Below are 15,952 nucleotides of genomic sequence, written 5' to 3' on the forward strand. Positions count from 1 at the left end.
GCGGCCGCGCCGATCGACAGACGGCCGGACCGCGCTCGATTGCCTGTGACGATGCTCCGTCAGTCCGATGGAAAAGTGCGCCACGATGGTTCGAGCGCTGCACTCATGCAGCCAAAACAGCCCGTCGCAGAGCGCGGAAGATTGCACGGCGCATCGGAACTCAACGCCAGAACGCGGAATCGTAGCGCAGAGCATAGATTCGTATATTATCGCATCCTGAAGGAGGAAAGACGATGGTTACAAAGTATCGCCAAAAACAACCGATTAAGATGGCAGGATAAAAGGCCGCACATTGCGCGGCGGACGGGTCTTTGTTTTTCAATGCGTTAGATAGTGATTTCGCAATGTACGCATGTTTACTGCACCTTGCGAGAATGTCGATTTCTCAGCTATCCCCGTGAGTTAGTGCAATGTGCGGGAGCCGTTTCCGCACTTTGATGAGGATGAGGCCGGGAAAGGGGCGTAGTCAGGGACGGCGCTGAGGCAGCCTCTCGCCGGCACACAACGAGGTGGTGGATAGTCAAAGTCGAACCGCGTCGACCTGGCCTGCGGTGGCTAGCGATGGGCGGCCGGTTCGGCTGCCGGGAGAGAGGCTTACTACGGACCCGATTGCCGACATCGCCAGCGTCGGCCGTAAGATAGCGGCCGAGCGCTGGCTTGCCGGCTGGCGCCATCTTCCGTACTGCGGATGCGTAGGCTTCACGGTCCCGATGGAAAGAGCGCAGGCGATACGTCCGCCACCAAATCCAAGCGTCCACCGGAGGGTTCGTCGGGCCGCCATCCGCCGGCGCTGCGCATCGCCTGGCTGTCCTGACTGTCGTCTGCCAGTAGCCTCTCCATCCTGACAGGAACGCGTAAACCATCGTGTTACGGTCTAGCCGGCTTAGGTCACTGGCTTAATAGGCTTCAAAGCAAATGGAGAGTCCGCCACGTCTAGGATCAACCGCCGCGCCTTGCTCCTCCATTCTGGCAGCGCAGTCGTCGCCTCAACAGTTGCGGCAACGGCGCTCTGTACCGAACCGCCAGGTCAAGACCGAGGACCGTCCGATAGTCTGCAAGCGCTGATGGAGGCGCATAAGCTATGCTGCGTTCGCTGAAGCCCTGCATCACAAGGGCGGTGGCCGCAGCCAGTCCGACAGAGCGAGCCGGGAGGAGGAGAGGGCGTTGCTCGCCATCTGCGGCTACCCTGCAGTTGGGGAGGCGGACTGCCTAGCCAAGGCTCGGTATCTTTTAGAAATCGAGGGGAGGTGTGAGCTCGACTTGGCAGAGCATATGCAGGCCGTTCTCCGCTCTGCGACGTGGAGGGGATGAAGCGACCGAGGCGCGGTCGGTCAGCGACTGAATGTCTGCTATGCGCCGCATGTCGGCCCTAGAGATTTGCTTAGCCGCTGCCTCAAAGCAGACGCGGCTGACAGGGCTGGACGTCTTGATTGCGCCAGGTCTGGCGCTTCGCCGACCTGTCTCGAACGACTCGGGTCGATCCTATGCGGACCATCCGACCAATGGCTCGGGGCTATCTTCCCTGTGCTTAACGGCTCTATGTTGAGAAGGACGGCACTGATCTGGCTGCAGTAGGCTGGATAGAGGGAGCACGACGTGAGTGAGACCCGGAAAATAGCAGCGATCCTGGTCTCGGATGTGGTCGGCTACAGCCGGCTCGCCGGCGCGGACGAGGATCGCATCCTGGCGCGGCTGCGGGCGCTGCGGAGCGATCTGATCGATCCGACGATCGCCGTGCATCATGGTCGCGTGGTCAAGCGCACCGGGGACGGAGCCCTCGTCGAGTTCCGCAGCGTCGTGGAGGCCGTGCGCTGCGCCATCGAGGTGCAGAATGGCATGGTTGAGCGCAATGCCGGGCTGCCGCCGGACCGCCGCATCGACTTTCGCATCGGCATCCATCTGGGCGATGTCGTGGAGGAGCGCGACGGCGATCTGATGGGCGACGGCGTCAATATCGCCGCGCGGCTCGAAGGCATTTGCGAGCCTGGCAGCATCTGTCTCTCCGAGCAAGCATACTGGCAGGTCAAGGCGAGGCTCGATCTCGCAATCAACGATCGCGGCGCGGTGCAACTCAAAAATATCGCCGATCCGGTCCGAGTTTATTCGCTGCAAGTCGGAGTCCCCGCTCAGGCGAAGCCCGCGACACCTGCGGAGCCCGCTGTGCCGGAGAAGCCTTCGCCACAGCTCGCGCCGCCCGACAAGCCTTCAATTGCCGTGTTGGCGTTCCAGAACATGAGCGGCGATCCTGAGCAGGAATATTTCGCCGACGGGATAACCGAGGATGTGATTACCGACCTCTCTAAGGTCAGCGGCCTGCTGGTGATCGCGCGCAACTCCAGCTTCACCTATAAGGGCAAGGCTGTCGACGTGCGGCAGGTGGCCCGTGAACTCGGTGTCCGCTCAGTGCTCGAAGGGAGCATCCGCCGCGCCGGCAACCGTGTAAGGATCACCGCACAGCTGATCGATGCGGAAACCGGCGGACACCTTTGGGCCGACCGCTTCGATCGCGAACTCAGCGACGTCTTCGAGGTCCAGGACGAGGTCACCCGGCGGATCGTCGACGCGCTGATGATCAAACTGAGCCCGAGCGAAGCCGCGATGCTTGGTGCTGTCAAAACAACCAGCAGCAAGGCACACGACTTTTTCCTGCTCGGGCGCGAGGCGCTGTGGGGGGCCATCAGGAACCGCGACGTGTTCGAGCGCTCGATCGACCTGTTCGCGCAAGCGATCGCCCAGGATTCGAGCTATGGCGAACCCTATGCCGGCCTCGCAATGGCCGAGGTGCTCAACTGGCAGTTCCATTGGACGGATGGCTGGAGCGAGTCGCTTGAAAAGGCTGAGCGCGATGTCGAGTTAGCCCTGCAGAAGAGTCCGCAGGTTGCCTTCGTGCACTATGTCGCCTCGGTCTTCTACTTATGGAAAAAGGATCTCGACCGATCCGCGGCTGAAGCGGACGCGGCGCTGAATCTCAATCCGAACTACGCTCAGGCGCACAACTCGCGCGGCATCGTCAACATCTATGGCGGCCAGCCCCTCGCGGCTATTCCCCATATCGAACAAGCCATCCGGCTCGATCCCGCGTTGAAGCAGCTGTACATCCACTTTCTCGGCTCCGCCTATCTTGTCGCCGGCAAATTCGAAGCTGCCACGGCGCTGTTCAGGGAGCGTATACAGCTCGCCCCGAAGACCGACCTCTCTCGCGCCTTTCTTGCTGTCGCGCTCGGCCATTTGGACAAGGCCGAGGAAGCCGGCCGGGTCTGGCGCGAACTGATGGAGATCAATCCGAAATACTCCTTTGCCGAGCATGTTGGACGGCTCCCCTTCCGCGATCAAGCCGACGTTGACCATCTGTCCGAGGGCCTCAGCAAAGTTGGCCTCCCGGCTTAAATGCAAATTGGAATCGAGCTGTCTGTCTTGCAGAAAGACATCGTCTCGGGTCTCCTTCCTGTGCTTCAAAAAATACGGGGCGTCTAACCCGCGACGAAATTGTAGGCTGAGCAGGATCGGTGCTGTCCGTGCCCCTGATGCGGCCAAGCCGGCTGTCCCCACCGGGGTTAGATAACGACCATGCCCACGTCCACCTGAACGTCCGGTTTTCACGGTCCGCACCGTGAAGCTGCCAGTCCGCTTCTGATGCGGTGGACGGCTCTCCTCCCTCCCTGCGGTATGTTCGGGGGATCAGAGATGGAGGAGCGCTATGATGAGCAACGTTATGACGGTCGGTCTGGATATTGCGAAGTCCGTGTTTCCAGTGCACGGCGTGGATGCGGTTGGTGAGGTTTCCGTTCGCAGGAAGCTGACTCGTAGGCGCGTACTGGCGTTCTTCGAGAGCTTGCCGCGATGCTTGGTGGGGATCGAGGCGTGCAGTTCATCGCATTACTGGGCTCGCGAGCTGATCGCACGTGGCCACGATGTGCGACTACTGCCGGCACAGTATGTGAAGCCCTATCTGAAGCGGCAGAAGAATGATGCTGCAGACGCAGAAGCCATCTGCGAGGCCGTGACACGACCGACTATGCGCTTCGTGCCGAGCGCACGGCGCTACCTTGTCGACGGCTACGCCGCGCTGCTCATTCAAGCGGGAACGGCGGTTTCATCGCGGCTTCGCCAAGCTGCAAATTCGTTTAACATCATTCGCATCGAGCACCCACGGATCACGGTCGAATGTCGGGCCTGGCAGCCTTCGCAGTCCGGGTTCGAAATCTCAGCCAGTTATTCTTTTCGGCACGGTCCAACCGGGTGGGAACCTGGGGATAGCGGTTAAGCGATGCCGACTTGGTAGCTTCTGCGCTGCCTTCAGCAGGTTTAGCGGCTTAGCAGGAGTTGTGGTAATATGCCTTAACGGTCGCGTAGCAATCGCAGGAGCTTTCCAACAGGCGCGGCCTCCAGTGCAGTATCTCTTGGAGGCGCTTAACCGCACGAATGGCCCTATGGAAGGCGTCTACGCTTTTCAGTCGGGGGATTCCAACTACGCAAATCTTCGGTGGAGCCACAAGGGCGTTACGCCGGTTGCTTATGATAGCGCCGGGCCGGCGGGCAGTTGCTCTTCCACCTGATCTCGAAGCTCTATGAACGCACCTCGATCATCATCACCACCAATCTTGCCTTCGGGGAATGGCCGAGCGTCTTCGCTGGCGATGCCAAGATGACCACCGCGCTGCTCGACCGCCTCACTCACCACTGCGAGATCGTCGAGACCGGAAACGAGTCCTGGCGCTTCAAAAGCCGATCTCAAAGCTAAAGCCGAAAAGCTAATCAGCCGCGCCCGATCAGGCTGTGCAACCCCGACCAGCTCCGCCTGATCGGGCGCTTACCGGCGTGCCTCCCACAACCGAAAGCCGGGGTCCCTTTTGCGCGAAAATACGAGGTCCGATTCCGCGTCATTGACAGCCAACGGCAGCGGCACCAAATTCGCTGGGCCGGCCGCCGGGATTTTGATCGGAACGCAGAAAACGAACTCGAGCCGGTGCACGTCGGGAGATTTGTGATGCACTGCCACATCCTTGAGCACGAGGTCGTGGGATGATGTCTGTGGTCGAGGTTTTGCCTATTGTGGAGGATGCCAAGTGAAGTCCCGATGCGGTCGGTTGCAACGGTCGCTGTCATTCATTTTTTTGGCGGATTTAATCTTGCTCGCGGCTCCGGCCGGCGCCGCCGACGCGTCCGGCCAAGCAGGTAGCTCAATCTGGCAGTGGGATCACCTCACTGGGGACTGGAATGGCGACCGGACGGCGCTTGAGGACAAAGGCATTAAGTTCACCCTCGATTACGTGAGCGAGGTCATGGATGTGGCGGGTGGCGGCATCCGCCAGGGCGCGACCTACGAAGGACGATTCGACGTCAACTTGGACCTCGATTTTGAGAAGATGGGTCGGTGGCAGGGTGGATCTGCCCATGTGACGGTGTATCAAATACACGGCCTCAATGATCGCAATGTCGCCGCTGAGGTTGCCAGCCTCGGCGATCCGAGTAACATCGATGCGGTTCCGACGACGCGGCTCTTCACCGCCTGGGTCCAGCAAACGTTTGCAGACGGCAGTTTTGTCAGGTTGGGGCAGGTTGCGGCGGACGAGGATTTCGCAACGAGCAATTCAGCCGGGAAATTGCTAAACGGTGCGTTTGGATGGCCTGTGCTGAATGCCTCGGATTTGCCGAGCGGCGGACCGGCCTATCCGCTTGCGACGCTCGGTGTGGTTTCAGCCGTTTACCTCAAGCCGAAACTTGTCGTGCGCAGTGGGCTTTTCAGCGGCGACCCGGCCGGACGAGATTGCCAAAACGATCCGCAGGTTTGCAACCTACACGGCACCACCTTCAGTTCGGCCGGTGGCGCCCTGCTGATGGCCGAACTGGCGTACGAACTCAATCCGGACGGTGCTGCGGACGGGCCATCGGTTTCTTACAAGCTCGGCGGCTGGTATCACACCAGCACGTTTGCCGATGAGCGATATGGCCTGAGCGGTTCGGGCAGTGTGGTGCCGCTCGCGTCGCCTCAAGCGGTGGGTTCGGTCATGCATTCGGGGAACTGGGGTGTCTACGCGCTGGTCGACCAGACGCTGTTTGAGGGAAGCGGCACCAAAGTCGGTGGCTTCTTGCGCGGGCAGTTGGCGCCTTCTGACAGGAATCTGGTCGCGTGGGGTGTCGACGTAGGCCTGGCCTTTACGGGCCTATCGCCAACGCGCAAAGACGATACGTTGACCGTTGGCGTTAGTCATTCAGCTATCAGCCATGCGGCATCGAATCTTGATAGAGACACCGCAACCGAAACAGGCACAGCGTATCCGATACGTTCCGGCGAGACCATATTCGAGGTGAATTACGACTTCGTCGCGGCACCATGGTGGAATATTCAGCCGGATTTCCAGTACATTGTCCATCCCGGCGGAGGAGCTGCGGATGATGCGACCGGCCAGGCAATCCCCAACGCCCTCGTTGTTGGAGTCAGAAGCACCATCGACTTTTGAACTGCTCTCGCCGGAGTGACTCGCACGCGTTCGTTACATCAGATTTAAGGGAGCAATAAGCTTGGATGGCCGCTATGAGGTGCCAACGGAACGGCTGCTCTTAACATTGTCTTCCCGAAAAGCTGCCCGTCCACTTCCGGCCCCAAACGCGACGTCCGAGTAGTGGCTTGGCGATGTCCGGAGCTGGTGCAAGCCGGACCTGGCAAGAGATGGCATAGTTGTGGTCTTGTTTGGACAGGCGAGCGAACCGCAAAACTGGCGGCAGCAAGGCCGGCGCTAGACCATTGATATTGCTGTCGTCAAAACCTAGGGATTTTTAGCGCTACTCCCCAGCTTCGGAGAATGATCGGCGTTCAGAGAGCAATTTGCACGCTTGGGGCGCTGCGGCACTCCCCAGCCTTTGGCCACACACCCTGCAAACGCTGGGCTACCGGGAAGCCATGAGGGGACCGGAGAATTGTTTGGACTTTGAAGGTGGTAGCGGGAAGGGTGCTGGAGACTAACCTTCTCCGTTTTGGGAACCTTGAATGAGTGCAGAGCTGAGCTTCGCTCAGGGTTCAGTTTAGCGCCCCGCTGGCCAGAAACCCGCGGGGCGTCTACTCGTTGAGCAACAGGATGGCCGGCCGCTTCACACGTGCGAATACTTCGTTGCCACATCAGCCTAGCTGCAGCTAACACTATTGCAATTACAGAGCATCGGGCGGTGTTAACCAGTAATACTTAGCTGCCTCGAGCGGCGACGTGAGCAGGCCTCGGGCTCACCAACGCCAAGGTAGCCGCGGGAGCAGCTGTCGTATCGCCATCTGAGAGAGCACCGCAGACTGGCAGTGGAACTGGGGATGCCTGCCACAGCGGCAGCCCGGTCGATACCGCGACTTCAGGATCGGCCGTGAAGAGATTGGCGCCACGGCCGCGTAGCTTCAGCAAGATCGAGCTGTCCATGTCGCTATGAAGCCTCCTCAAGCCGAGTTCGTTGTAGACATGGCCGGTCGAGCCGGGATTGATGCCCGATATGACGACAGTCGACGCGCCGCTGTTGAATGCATAGAGCACAGCGGTGATCCCGTTCGAAAACTTCCGTGCATTGTCCAACTCGCTGTGGCGCGTGCCCATGACCGCCTCGTGCAGGGCAATGCGCTGGTACGTGCTAACCATCCGGAGCTGGTCGTACCGATAGTTAAATGCCGCGAGGCCATCGCGCAGGCGCTGCTCTCCGAACTGCCAGCGCATCACATACAGGATGCCGGTCTCTTCGCCGTTGAGAACGCGCCGTACGGCCACGGCATTGTCGTTCGTGCCGTCGACTTGGTTGAAATGGAGAAAGGTCGCGTCAGGTTTGGCGATGCCCCATTTCCTCGCCACCGACTGGGAACCGTTGACGGTGAGAACCGAAAAACTCTCGTCGAATCCCTTGGGGAGGTTAGATCCAGGGGCGGAGCCGACGACGAGCACTGGCCCGATGAACCGGGTCGGATGACGCGGGGGCTTGGGGCGGGAAAACCTGTAGACGAGTACTTCCTTGATCGTTCGTCTGATCTTGGAGTAGCTCATCGGAAGTCGTCACCGCTTGCCGAGTGCTTTGGCTTCCCGTTCCATTGTTGCCGTGTTAGCTCTCAGTTCCTTTGCCTGCTGGACTGTAATGCCTGACTTCTGGACTGTAATGCCTGCCTTCTTGGCAAGGTACTCGACCTCGTAGTCCTCACTGCCCGCCACTCGTTTCGTCCGCGCAAATGGGGCATTTGGCGATCTTCGCAGCCTGGGTCTAATGCTGCAGCGTGGCGATGTAACCCGCCAAGTTGTGGATGCGTTCCGTGGTCACCACCTCGCCCCCACTGGGGCCGTAGGTTTTTGCATCGTCCTCAAGGAATTGACGACCCCAGACCGGCATCTCGCGGTCGCCGTGGCTTGGTGTGGCGTAGCGGCCGTCAATGATTGCGAAGACCCTCGAATAGGGAAACGTCCCGCCATTGCGTTCGGAAAGGTGCGTCAGGTCGGCCGGACGCTTGACCAGCAGGTCGCGCAAGGGTCCGTCGCCCTTGCCGTCGATGCCGTGACAGACAGCGCAGGAGTTCAGATATTCTGCCTGGCCGTAACTCATTTCCTGCGCCCTAGACGCTTCCCAGGCCATGGTCGCGAGAATTGCTGCGATCAAAAATCTCATGTGCGCATCCACCGATTGATCGGCTGAGCCTACCGCGCCGACCAGCACATATCTTGATCCCGATCAATTGGGCGTCTGCATGGTCTTTGATTCAGCGCAATGAGCATACCGAACGGTCTTGTTATCGTTGTCATGGAATTTGACACAAGGACCGGGAGCAGCCGCCATGGCTTTCAGGACGATACTTACGGTTACGGGACCGCATATGGGTGACGACGATCTCAAACTCGCTGCCGAGCTTTGCGATGAGATCGGCGCCCATCTTGCTGTTCTTGTAGTTGCCATCGCCGCGCCGCCACCAGTCGGAGAGTATGCAGCAATCGTTTCAGAAGACTGGCTGAAGGAGCGGCAGGCCGATGAGAGGCGTTTGAAGAAGCGGGCCACTGCCGTGTCGGCTTTTCTGGCCAAAAGGGCGCTTTCGGCCGATGTCTCCAACGAATACCCGGAGGTTGGCGGGGCTGACGAAAGAATTGGTCGTCGTGCACGCTATGCCGACATTACGGTGATCGGACCGGAGTTGCTCGCTGGAGAGACGCTGAAGAATAAAGTGATCGAGGGCGTCTTGTTTTCATCCGCAAAGCCGCTGCTGATCGTTCCCCCGGGGACGCGCCCGACACTCAGGCCGAAACGGGTGCTGGTTGCGTGGGATGCTCGTCTAGAGTCATCGCGCGCCGTCCGTGAATCACTCGAAATGTTAATCGGCGCCGACCAAGTGCACCTTGCCATGGTCGACCCGGTGGAGGACGAATACCACCATGGACAGGAACCTGGTGCCGATGCCGCGGCCTATCTCGCCCGGCATGGCGTGAAGGTTACGGTCGACCGACTGCCGAGTTCAAACCATTCCGTCTCTGACGTTCTTCGCCAGCACGCGGTCGATACAGCAGCCGACCTGATGGTGATGGGCGCCTATGGCCATTCGCGATTGCGCGAGCGCATCTTCGGTGGCGTGACCCAGTCGATGCTTGAAGATCAATCGCTGCCTGTCTTTCTGGCGCGATGAAGTCTGACCGGCGTTCCGTGACGGTATTCTTGGATCGCTCGCTAGCGGTCACAAGGCGAAGTACCGTGAACATGCGTTCAGTTCCTTTGCGGTATCCGGCTCGGTCAGCGTACTGCACGGTCAGGTCGCAATGGAGGCTATCTGGACATCATTCCAGGGCCGAAGCCGCCCGAGCGCCCCATACCCATCCCCATCATCGGTAGGACAATCTCGTCAGCCGACTGCTTCTGCTCATCGCTCAGCTTTGCGTATAGTTTCTCGACGGCTGCCCTGACAGTCTTTACCTGTTCTAGACGTGCTTCGAGATGGGTCTGTTGGTAAGCCAGTCGCTCGGGCAAGGGCTTCTTCAGGAATTCACCATCCTGGAATTCCTTGAGCATCCCCTGCATCAGTGCATTGTGCGACTCGGCTGTGCTGCGGATCACACCGGCAAGTTCATCCCAGGAGGGGGTCTGCTCGTCCGTGATCTTCAGTTCCGTCTTGAGGAAAGCGAGGCGTCCGTCGATCCGATCGAACATCTCGTCTGAATCGTAGCCACCCATCGGGCCGCCCATACCCCATTGGCCCATCATCATTCGGCCCATTCCCCAACGATGCCACCAGCCAGAATCGTTGTCTTCAGCTCCGGCCGCGACAGGCATCGCGACAACGCTGAGCATCAGAACTGCGGAGGAAAGACCACGCAAATTGAACATCGATCGTCTCCTTCAGAGCGACTTCCGAACGCTAAAGAAACACCCGGTGGCGTTTGGCGGCCTTGACCTGCATCAACGAGCGCCAGCGAAATCGGTATCGCCGTAGGTGCGGATTGCTCGACAGCATTCGTATAGGGAGGGATCTCCATGCTCAGGGCCGCACGCGCTATCTGCAGCATGCCTTTGGTGGAACCAACGCATGCTGACGGGATTAGACGCGGGCGATTTGGCTGTGACTTGTGGGGAGGCCGCTAGTGGATAAGCGGATCGCTCACTCAATACCGAGCATTTCCGACAACGCCTGGCCTAGGAACAGGATGCGGTCAAGCGAAGGACCCTGCTCGATCCGCTCGAGAAATGAACCTAGGTTGGCAATTTGTCTCGTCTTGGAAGGCCTCAGCGCGCGGAACAAACGCGCCGAGGCGACCAGTCGTCACGCCTGTTACGCAGCTTTTACCGCAATCTTCTTCTCGGCCTTCTGGGCTTCGGCCGTCTTGGGCAACTTGACCGTCAGAACGCCCTTGGCGAAGTTTGCTTCGATCTTGTCGGCGTCGACGCCTTCAGGCAGCTGGAAGGAACGCTGGAAGGAGCCATACCGGCGCTCGGACAGATAGTAGTCTTTTTCCTTGTCCTCTTTCTGCTCGGTCTTCTCGCCCTTGATGGTCAGTGTGCGGTTGGCGAGTCTGATCTCAACGTTCTTTTCGTCGATGCCGGGCAGTTCGGCCGTGATCTCGTACTCCTTGTCCTTCTCGACCAGATCCATGGCCGGCGCGACTGACCAGCCCGCATTGTGCAGGGACGGCAGATCACGACCGAACAGGGAGCGCGTCGAAGGCAGCCGAAAATCGAAGGGATGGAAGTCGTCGAACAGTCGGTCGATTTCGCGACGCAGGCTTTCGAACGGAGTAGTCCAGTTGCCGGCCGGCGCCGGCCCAGTGCTCTTCTCTGTCTTGACAGGTAGTTTGGTGGCAGTTTCGGCCATGGCTCTTCTCCTTGGAGTGAGTTGATTGACAGGTACCGCCGCCTCCACCCTTCCACATTAGGTTTCCCAAGAGGCGCAGAGTTGGAGGTCAGCGGACCCGCTTGCCAGGTGTTGTCACCAAAATGGTCCATTGCTTCGCGAATCCGCGGTCTTGCCGCAGCTCATCGCGCCCACGTCGCCAAATCAGGCTCGGCCGAGCAAGGACAGGATCAGAGCCCTTGCGAGCGGAGGGCACATTGATTGGGATCAATGCCGACACAAAAATGTCCTTCGCCACAGCTCGAACGGAGATGCGCGACCAACGGATCGCATTGGGACATCGAAACGTCATCTGCCAGCAAGTGTGGGGCACTTCGAAGAGTAAAAGTGCTCGCGCTCAAATTCTACACAGGAGTACCCGAGTGTCGAGAAAGCCATCGGCGAGATGCCTCGCAAGCAACGGCGTCCCACAGAGATAGTCGTACACATCAGCTGCCAGCTAGCGCACGGCAAAGGATATGCGAAGCCGCCGCATTGCTTCCCGCTGGCGTCGACAATGATTTGAACCGGAACGACGAAGAAAGCAGCCCGCGGTCCCGCGTCGACGTCCTTGTCCTCCCCACTGACCAGGAAGCAACGATCTCCAGGGAAATCCTCAACGTTTGAACAAGAGCCCCGATGCGACCTCCATTTGCGCAAGACCGGTTGCTAGTCTAGCGGGGCAGGGGGGCGCCGAGCTTTCGCTGAACTACGACAAGTGTCGGGTCGTCGGGGTCAGCAGTGACACTAAATCCCATGTCGCGCTCGAGTTCGATCGCAGCACGGTTTTCTCGGCTTTCGATAGACTCGATTGTCTCGAGACCGATCCCGTCAGCATACTTTGCGATATAGGCAAGCAGTTCCCAACCGACGCCCATATGTTTGCGATCTGATCGAATGCAGATCGCGACCTCCCCGTGCCGATTGGCCTGGTCGCACGCCAGCGTTGCCACCGCGATCAGCATTTCCTCTGGAGAGAACGCAAGAAAATTGTGAATGCGAGGGTCATCAGACCGCGTCATAGCTACGAGCCGCTCATGAGAAACTTCTTTCACTCCGCCAAGAAAGCGGAAGCGCAGGTCTTCCGGCGTCACATGGGTGAAGAATTTCGCCAGGGCCGGCTCATCCTGGGGGCGTGCGCGGCGTACATCGAAGCGAAACCCTGTATGCGTGGCAAGCGTGCTACCCATCATTATCTCCCAGGTTCGAGGTTGTGTTGCGGCGCGGCTGTCTCGTCTCTTTTCGAGGCACGCGCCCTTACTCGCTCATGATTTGAAGCGCGTCCTGCTTGACGATTTCTATGCTGCGCAGGCTCAGCAGGCGGATAACGCCCTTGTCCTTCAGCCGGGTGAAGACTCGCGACACGGTCTCGATTGTGAGGCCGAGATAGTCGCCGATATCCATGCGCGACATTGGCAGCTCGACCTGCCGCAATCCGCCTTGCCGCTCTGCTATGTCGACTAGGAACGCCGCGACCCGTTCGATGGCATTCTGGCGACCGAGGACAAGGAGGTGTTCCTGGGCCCTGGTCAAGCCTCTGAGGGCCAGGGGCAGCAACTGGCCGGAGACATCCGCCCCGGCACCAAATCGATAGACACGGATGCCGGTTGCGTTGATAGCTTCGGCGAAGAAATGGTGTGTCGTGTCAGCTTCGAAACCGAATGTCTCGCCAACCAAGTGGAAGGCACTTATCTGTCGGCGACCGTCGGCAAGGAGACGATAGGTGCGGACCGCGCCGAACTCGACCTGATAGAGACCTCCGGCCTTTTCGCCCTGCGCATAGATTTCCGAACCGGCCTGGAAGAAGTTGAGTGGCTGCAACGGCACGAAATCAAGAACTATGGGCAAATTTGGCTGGGAGGGTTGTGACGGCAATGAAATCCTTGAGGCGATATGGGTTTGCATGCCTGTTTCCCCGGTTGATCCGTGACAACAGCAATCGCGCGAATCGGGGGCGTGCGAAATTCGGTTATGTCCCTACGGGAAACTACGTAGACATGGGCCCGAACGTCGATGCGGCCAGCCGTTGGCACAGAGCAACGTCATCGTGACCTAGTCAGTTTGAAAACAGCCGATTGACAGTGCCTTGCTTGAGCAGGGAGCGGGTCATGCCGCCGAAAGCCCATTCGCGGATCCGGCTATGACCGTAGCCGCCGGCGACCACAAGTTCTGCATCGATCGCAGCGGCGAGCTCGGCGACGGCTTCGCACGGGTCTGCACCGCCGACGCCTATGACCTCGGATCTTGCTTTGATGCCATGCTTCGCCAAGAACCGAACAACGTCTCCGGTACTTTCGCGGGCGTTTATCTGGTCCGGTTCTTCGATCGTCGCCACCAGTACATGCTGTGCGCTGGCCAAAAAGGGCAGTGCATCGCTGACTGCGCGCCGGGCTTCGCGCGCGTCCTTCCACGCTACAAGAACGTTCTGCGGGTTGAGCGGAGCAAGTTTGTCGGCCGCAAGCAGCACCGGCCGACCCGCCGACAGCACCAAACTGCCAGCATCGACTATGCGGTGGCGGTCGCTGGCGATGCCCCTTGCCGGATTTCCTGTGACGATCAGATCGGCGGCGCGACCATGCGTCGCGAGCAGACGTGTCGGATCTCCGATCTCCTCGCACCAGGACGCTTTGTCTCCGACAATGGACAGGAATTCTTCCCTTAGAATTTTCAGGCGATCCTCGATTTCCGCCCTGCGTTGACGCAATATCTCCGCCGCGGCCATGCTGCCATGGTCACCGGGAACGAACACGTAAGCATCAGCCGAGGCAAAACCGATCAGTGTCGCTTCGAACCTTCGAGCCAATTCGCGGGCATATGTCGTTCGTGGTGCTGCCGGTGAATCGATATCGAGTTGAACCATTATGGTGTTGAAGGTCATTTCTTTGCTCCTGGACTCGTCTTCAGGAATGCGGTGAAGCCAGTTTTTGTTCTGATGCATGGCCAAGACCCTAAGCAAAGCTGTGCCCGGGCACGATCGGCCTCGCTGTCGTCGTGCCTACATCGTCATCTCGGGCTCCAGCGCCCGTTCCTTTGCCAGTTCTGGAATTTCGGTCATGGTCGCCTCGGTCAACAGCAGAACACTGGCGACCGACACGGCGTTTTCAAGCGCGATGCGCACCACTTTGGTCGGGTCGATAATGCCGGCCTCGACGAGGTCGACGTATTCTTTGCGTCCAGCATCGAATCCGAAATTGCCGGTGCCTTCAACCATCTTGGCAATCACAACCCCGCCGTCGACAGCTGAATTCTCGGCGATCTGCCTGACCGGTGCTTCGAGAGCTCGCTTGAGGATCTGTACGCCGGTCCGCTCGTCGCCTTCGCAATGCCGTTCCTCGTCAGCCACGGTCGTGATGCACCGCAATAGGGCAAGGCCGCCGCCTGGCACAATACCTTCGGCGACTGCGGCTTTGGTGGCGCTGATAGCGTCGTCGAGGGCTTCCTTCTTTGACTTCATCTCGGCTTCGGTCGGCGCGCCGACCTTGATGACGGCGACACCGCCCGCAAGCTTGGCCAGCCGCTCCTGCAGCTTTTCGCGATCGTAGTCGCTGGTCGTGTTCTCGATCTCGCGCCGGATCTGTTCAACACGACCCTTGATTGCTTTGCCGTCCCCGCCACCGCCGATGATCGTCGTGGTGTCCTTGTCGATGACTATCCGCTTTGCACGCCCCAGCTGCTCCATCGCGACATTTTCGAGTTTGAGCCCGAGATCGTCGGAAATGATCTGTCCGCCGCTCAGGATGGCGATGTCCTGCAGCATGGCTTTGCGGCGATCGCCGAAGCCCGGCGCCTTGACGGCACAATTCTTGAAGGTGCCCCGGATCTGATTGACGATCAGGGTTGCAAGCGCTTCGCCCTCGACCTCTTCGGCAATTACAAGCAGGGGCGACCCCGACTTGGCCACGGCTTCCAGCAGCTTAATGAGGTCGTTGAGCGAAGCGATCTTCTTTTCGACGATGAGGACGACCGCGTCCTCCAAGACTGCCTCCATCTTCTCGGGATCGGTCACGAAATACGGTGACAGGAATCCGCGATCGAACTGCATGCCTTCGACGACGTCCAGAACGGTTTCAGTGGTCTTCGACTCTTCGACAGTGATGACTCCTTCGCCGCCGACCTTTTCCATCGCCTCGCCGACCAACTGACCGATGAGCGGGTCGTTGTGCGCTGAGATCGTTGCCACTTGTTCCTTCTCTCGCCTGGTCGAGACCGGTCGAGATATCTGCTTGAGTGTATCGATCGCGCGTTTGGTGGCGCGATCAAGGCCCCGCTTGATGTCGATCGCGCTGGCGCCGGCGACGACGTTGCGAACGCCGTCGGCAAACATTGCGTGAGCGAGGATGGTGGACGTGCTGGTGCCGTCGCCGACCATTTCACCGGTCTTCTCGGCTGCCTGTCTCAGCATCCTGGCGCCGAGATTTTCTTCCGGGTCCTTCAGGTCGAATTCCTTGGCAATCGTCACCCCGTCATTGCAAACGATCGGGGCACTCCATTTCTTTTCGATCAGTACAGACTTCGAGCGCGGCCCAAGCGTTACTCGTACGGCATCGGCGAGTTGGGTCGCGCCGCGAAGGATCTTTTCGCGCGCGACTGAACGGAACAATATCTGTTTGTGAGCCATGACCGCCTCCGAAC

General features: G+C 59.4%; 11 protein-coding genes and 2 pseudogenes. 5 read left to right on the top strand and 8 right to left on the bottom strand.

Going from position 1 to position 15,952, the window contains the following annotated elements:
• Positions 1 to 1,596: 1,596 nt before the first annotated feature.
• The 4 genes and pseudogenes from AC1DZP_RS19150 (at position 1,597) to AC1DZP_RS19165 (ending at position 6,461) form a co-directional block, all read left to right on the top strand.
• Complete coding sequence (locus AC1DZP_RS19150) at positions 1,597 to 3,387, top strand: adenylate/guanylate cyclase domain-containing protein (RefSeq protein WP_477304535.1); 1,791 nt, start codon at positions 1,597 to 1,599, stop codon at positions 3,385 to 3,387.
• Between the two features lie 313 nt (positions 3,388 to 3,700).
• Positions 3,701 to 4,030, top strand: a pseudogene (locus tag AC1DZP_RS19155) (IS110 family transposase); the annotation flags it as partial.
• 495 nt (positions 4,031 to 4,525) lie between these two features.
• Positions 4,526 to 4,741: pseudogene (locus AC1DZP_RS19160) on the top strand (ATP-binding protein); the annotation flags it as partial.
• 388 nt (positions 4,742 to 5,129) lie between these two features.
• On the top strand, positions 5,130 to 6,461 hold the full coding sequence (locus AC1DZP_RS19165) for a carbohydrate porin (RefSeq protein WP_477304537.1): 1,332 nt from the start codon (positions 5,130 to 5,132) through the stop codon (positions 6,459 to 6,461).
• 720 nt (positions 6,462 to 7,181) lie between these two features.
• Here AC1DZP_RS19165 and AC1DZP_RS19170 read toward each other — a convergent pair.
• The gene (locus AC1DZP_RS19170; protein ID WP_477304539.1) at positions 7,182 to 8,012 is read right to left on the bottom strand and encodes a membrane-anchored protein; all 831 of its coding nucleotides are present in this window, start codon (positions 8,010 to 8,012) and stop codon (positions 7,182 to 7,184) included.
• A gap of 211 nt (positions 8,013 to 8,223) precedes the next feature.
• Positions 8,224 to 8,622 carry a c-type cytochrome gene (locus tag AC1DZP_RS19175; RefSeq protein ID WP_477304541.1) on the bottom strand — a complete coding sequence of 133 codons (399 nt, stop codon included), beginning with the start codon at positions 8,620 to 8,622 and terminating at the stop codon, positions 8,224 to 8,226.
• Between the two features lie 166 nt (positions 8,623 to 8,788).
• Between AC1DZP_RS19175 and AC1DZP_RS19180 the strand changes: the two genes are divergently transcribed.
• A complete protein-coding gene (locus AC1DZP_RS19180) occupies positions 8,789 to 9,625 on the top strand; it encodes a universal stress protein (protein ID WP_477304543.1) in 837 nt (278 codons plus the stop codon).
• A gap of 137 nt (positions 9,626 to 9,762) precedes the next feature.
• On the opposite strand, the gene AC1DZP_RS19185 is transcribed toward AC1DZP_RS19180, so the two are convergent.
• The 6 genes from AC1DZP_RS19185 to groL all read right to left on the bottom strand — a co-directional run bounded on the left by AC1DZP_RS19185 (position 9,763) and on the right by groL (position 15,938).
• Positions 9,763 to 10,320 (bottom strand): Spy/CpxP family protein refolding chaperone, encoded by a 558-nt coding sequence (locus AC1DZP_RS19185; protein ID WP_477304545.1) that lies wholly within the window; start codon positions 10,318 to 10,320, stop codon positions 9,763 to 9,765.
• Positions 10,321 to 10,762: 442 nt separating this feature from the next.
• Positions 10,763 to 11,302, bottom strand: coding sequence for an Hsp20/alpha crystallin family protein (locus tag AC1DZP_RS19190; protein WP_477304547.1), 540 nt, complete (start codon positions 11,300 to 11,302; stop codon positions 10,763 to 10,765).
• 692 nt (positions 11,303 to 11,994) lie between these two features.
• Positions 11,995 to 12,510: an N-acetyltransferase family protein gene (locus tag AC1DZP_RS19195; protein WP_477304549.1), complete on the bottom strand. Its 516-nt coding sequence runs from the start codon at positions 12,508 to 12,510 to the stop codon at positions 11,995 to 11,997.
• A 67-nt stretch (positions 12,511 to 12,577) separates the two neighbouring features.
• Positions 12,578 to 13,225: a helix-turn-helix domain-containing protein gene (locus AC1DZP_RS19200; protein WP_477304550.1), complete on the bottom strand. Its 648-nt coding sequence runs from the start codon at positions 13,223 to 13,225 to the stop codon at positions 12,578 to 12,580.
• Positions 13,226 to 13,376: 151 nt separating this feature from the next.
• The gene (locus AC1DZP_RS19205) at positions 13,377 to 14,258 is read right to left on the bottom strand and encodes a universal stress protein (RefSeq protein WP_477304552.1); all 882 of its coding nucleotides are present in this window, start codon (positions 14,256 to 14,258) and stop codon (positions 13,377 to 13,379) included.
• A gap of 57 nt (positions 14,259 to 14,315) precedes the next feature.
• Positions 14,316 to 15,938, bottom strand: a complete 1,623-nt coding sequence (groL, locus tag AC1DZP_RS19210) for a chaperonin GroEL (protein WP_477304554.1) — start codon at positions 15,936 to 15,938, stop codon at positions 14,316 to 14,318.
• Positions 15,939 to 15,952 lie beyond the last annotated feature (14 nt).

The organism is Mesorhizobium sp. P2_F8 (genome assembly GCF_056403655.1).

Coding starts and splice junctions, on each gene's coding strand:
- AC1DZP_RS19170 (WP_477304539.1), bottom strand. CDS start 8,012: ATGAGCTACTCCAAGATCAGACGAACGATCAAGGAAGTACTCGTCTAC.
- AC1DZP_RS19175 (WP_477304541.1), bottom strand. CDS start 8,622: ATGAGATTTTTGATCGCAGCAATTCTCGCGACCATGGCCTGGGAAGCG.
- AC1DZP_RS19180 (WP_477304543.1), top strand. CDS start 8,789: ATGGCTTTCAGGACGATACTTACGGTTACGGGACCGCATATGGGTGAC.
- AC1DZP_RS19185 (WP_477304545.1), bottom strand. CDS start 10,320: ATGTTCAATTTGCGTGGTCTTTCCTCCGCAGTTCTGATGCTCAGCGTT.
- AC1DZP_RS19190 (WP_477304547.1), bottom strand. CDS start 11,302: ATGGCCGAAACTGCCACCAAACTACCTGTCAAGACAGAGAAGAGCACT.
- AC1DZP_RS19195 (WP_477304549.1), bottom strand. CDS start 12,510: ATGGGTAGCACGCTTGCCACGCATACAGGGTTTCGCTTCGATGTACGC.
- AC1DZP_RS19200 (WP_477304550.1), bottom strand. CDS start 13,225: ATGCAAACCCATATCGCCTCAAGGATTTCATTGCCGTCACAACCCTCC.
- AC1DZP_RS19205 (WP_477304552.1), bottom strand. CDS start 14,258: ATGCATCAGAACAAAAACTGGCTTCACCGCATTCCTGAAGACGAGTCC.
- groL (WP_477304554.1), bottom strand. CDS start 15,938: ATGGCTCACAAACAGATATTGTTCCGTTCAGTCGCGCGCGAAAAGATC.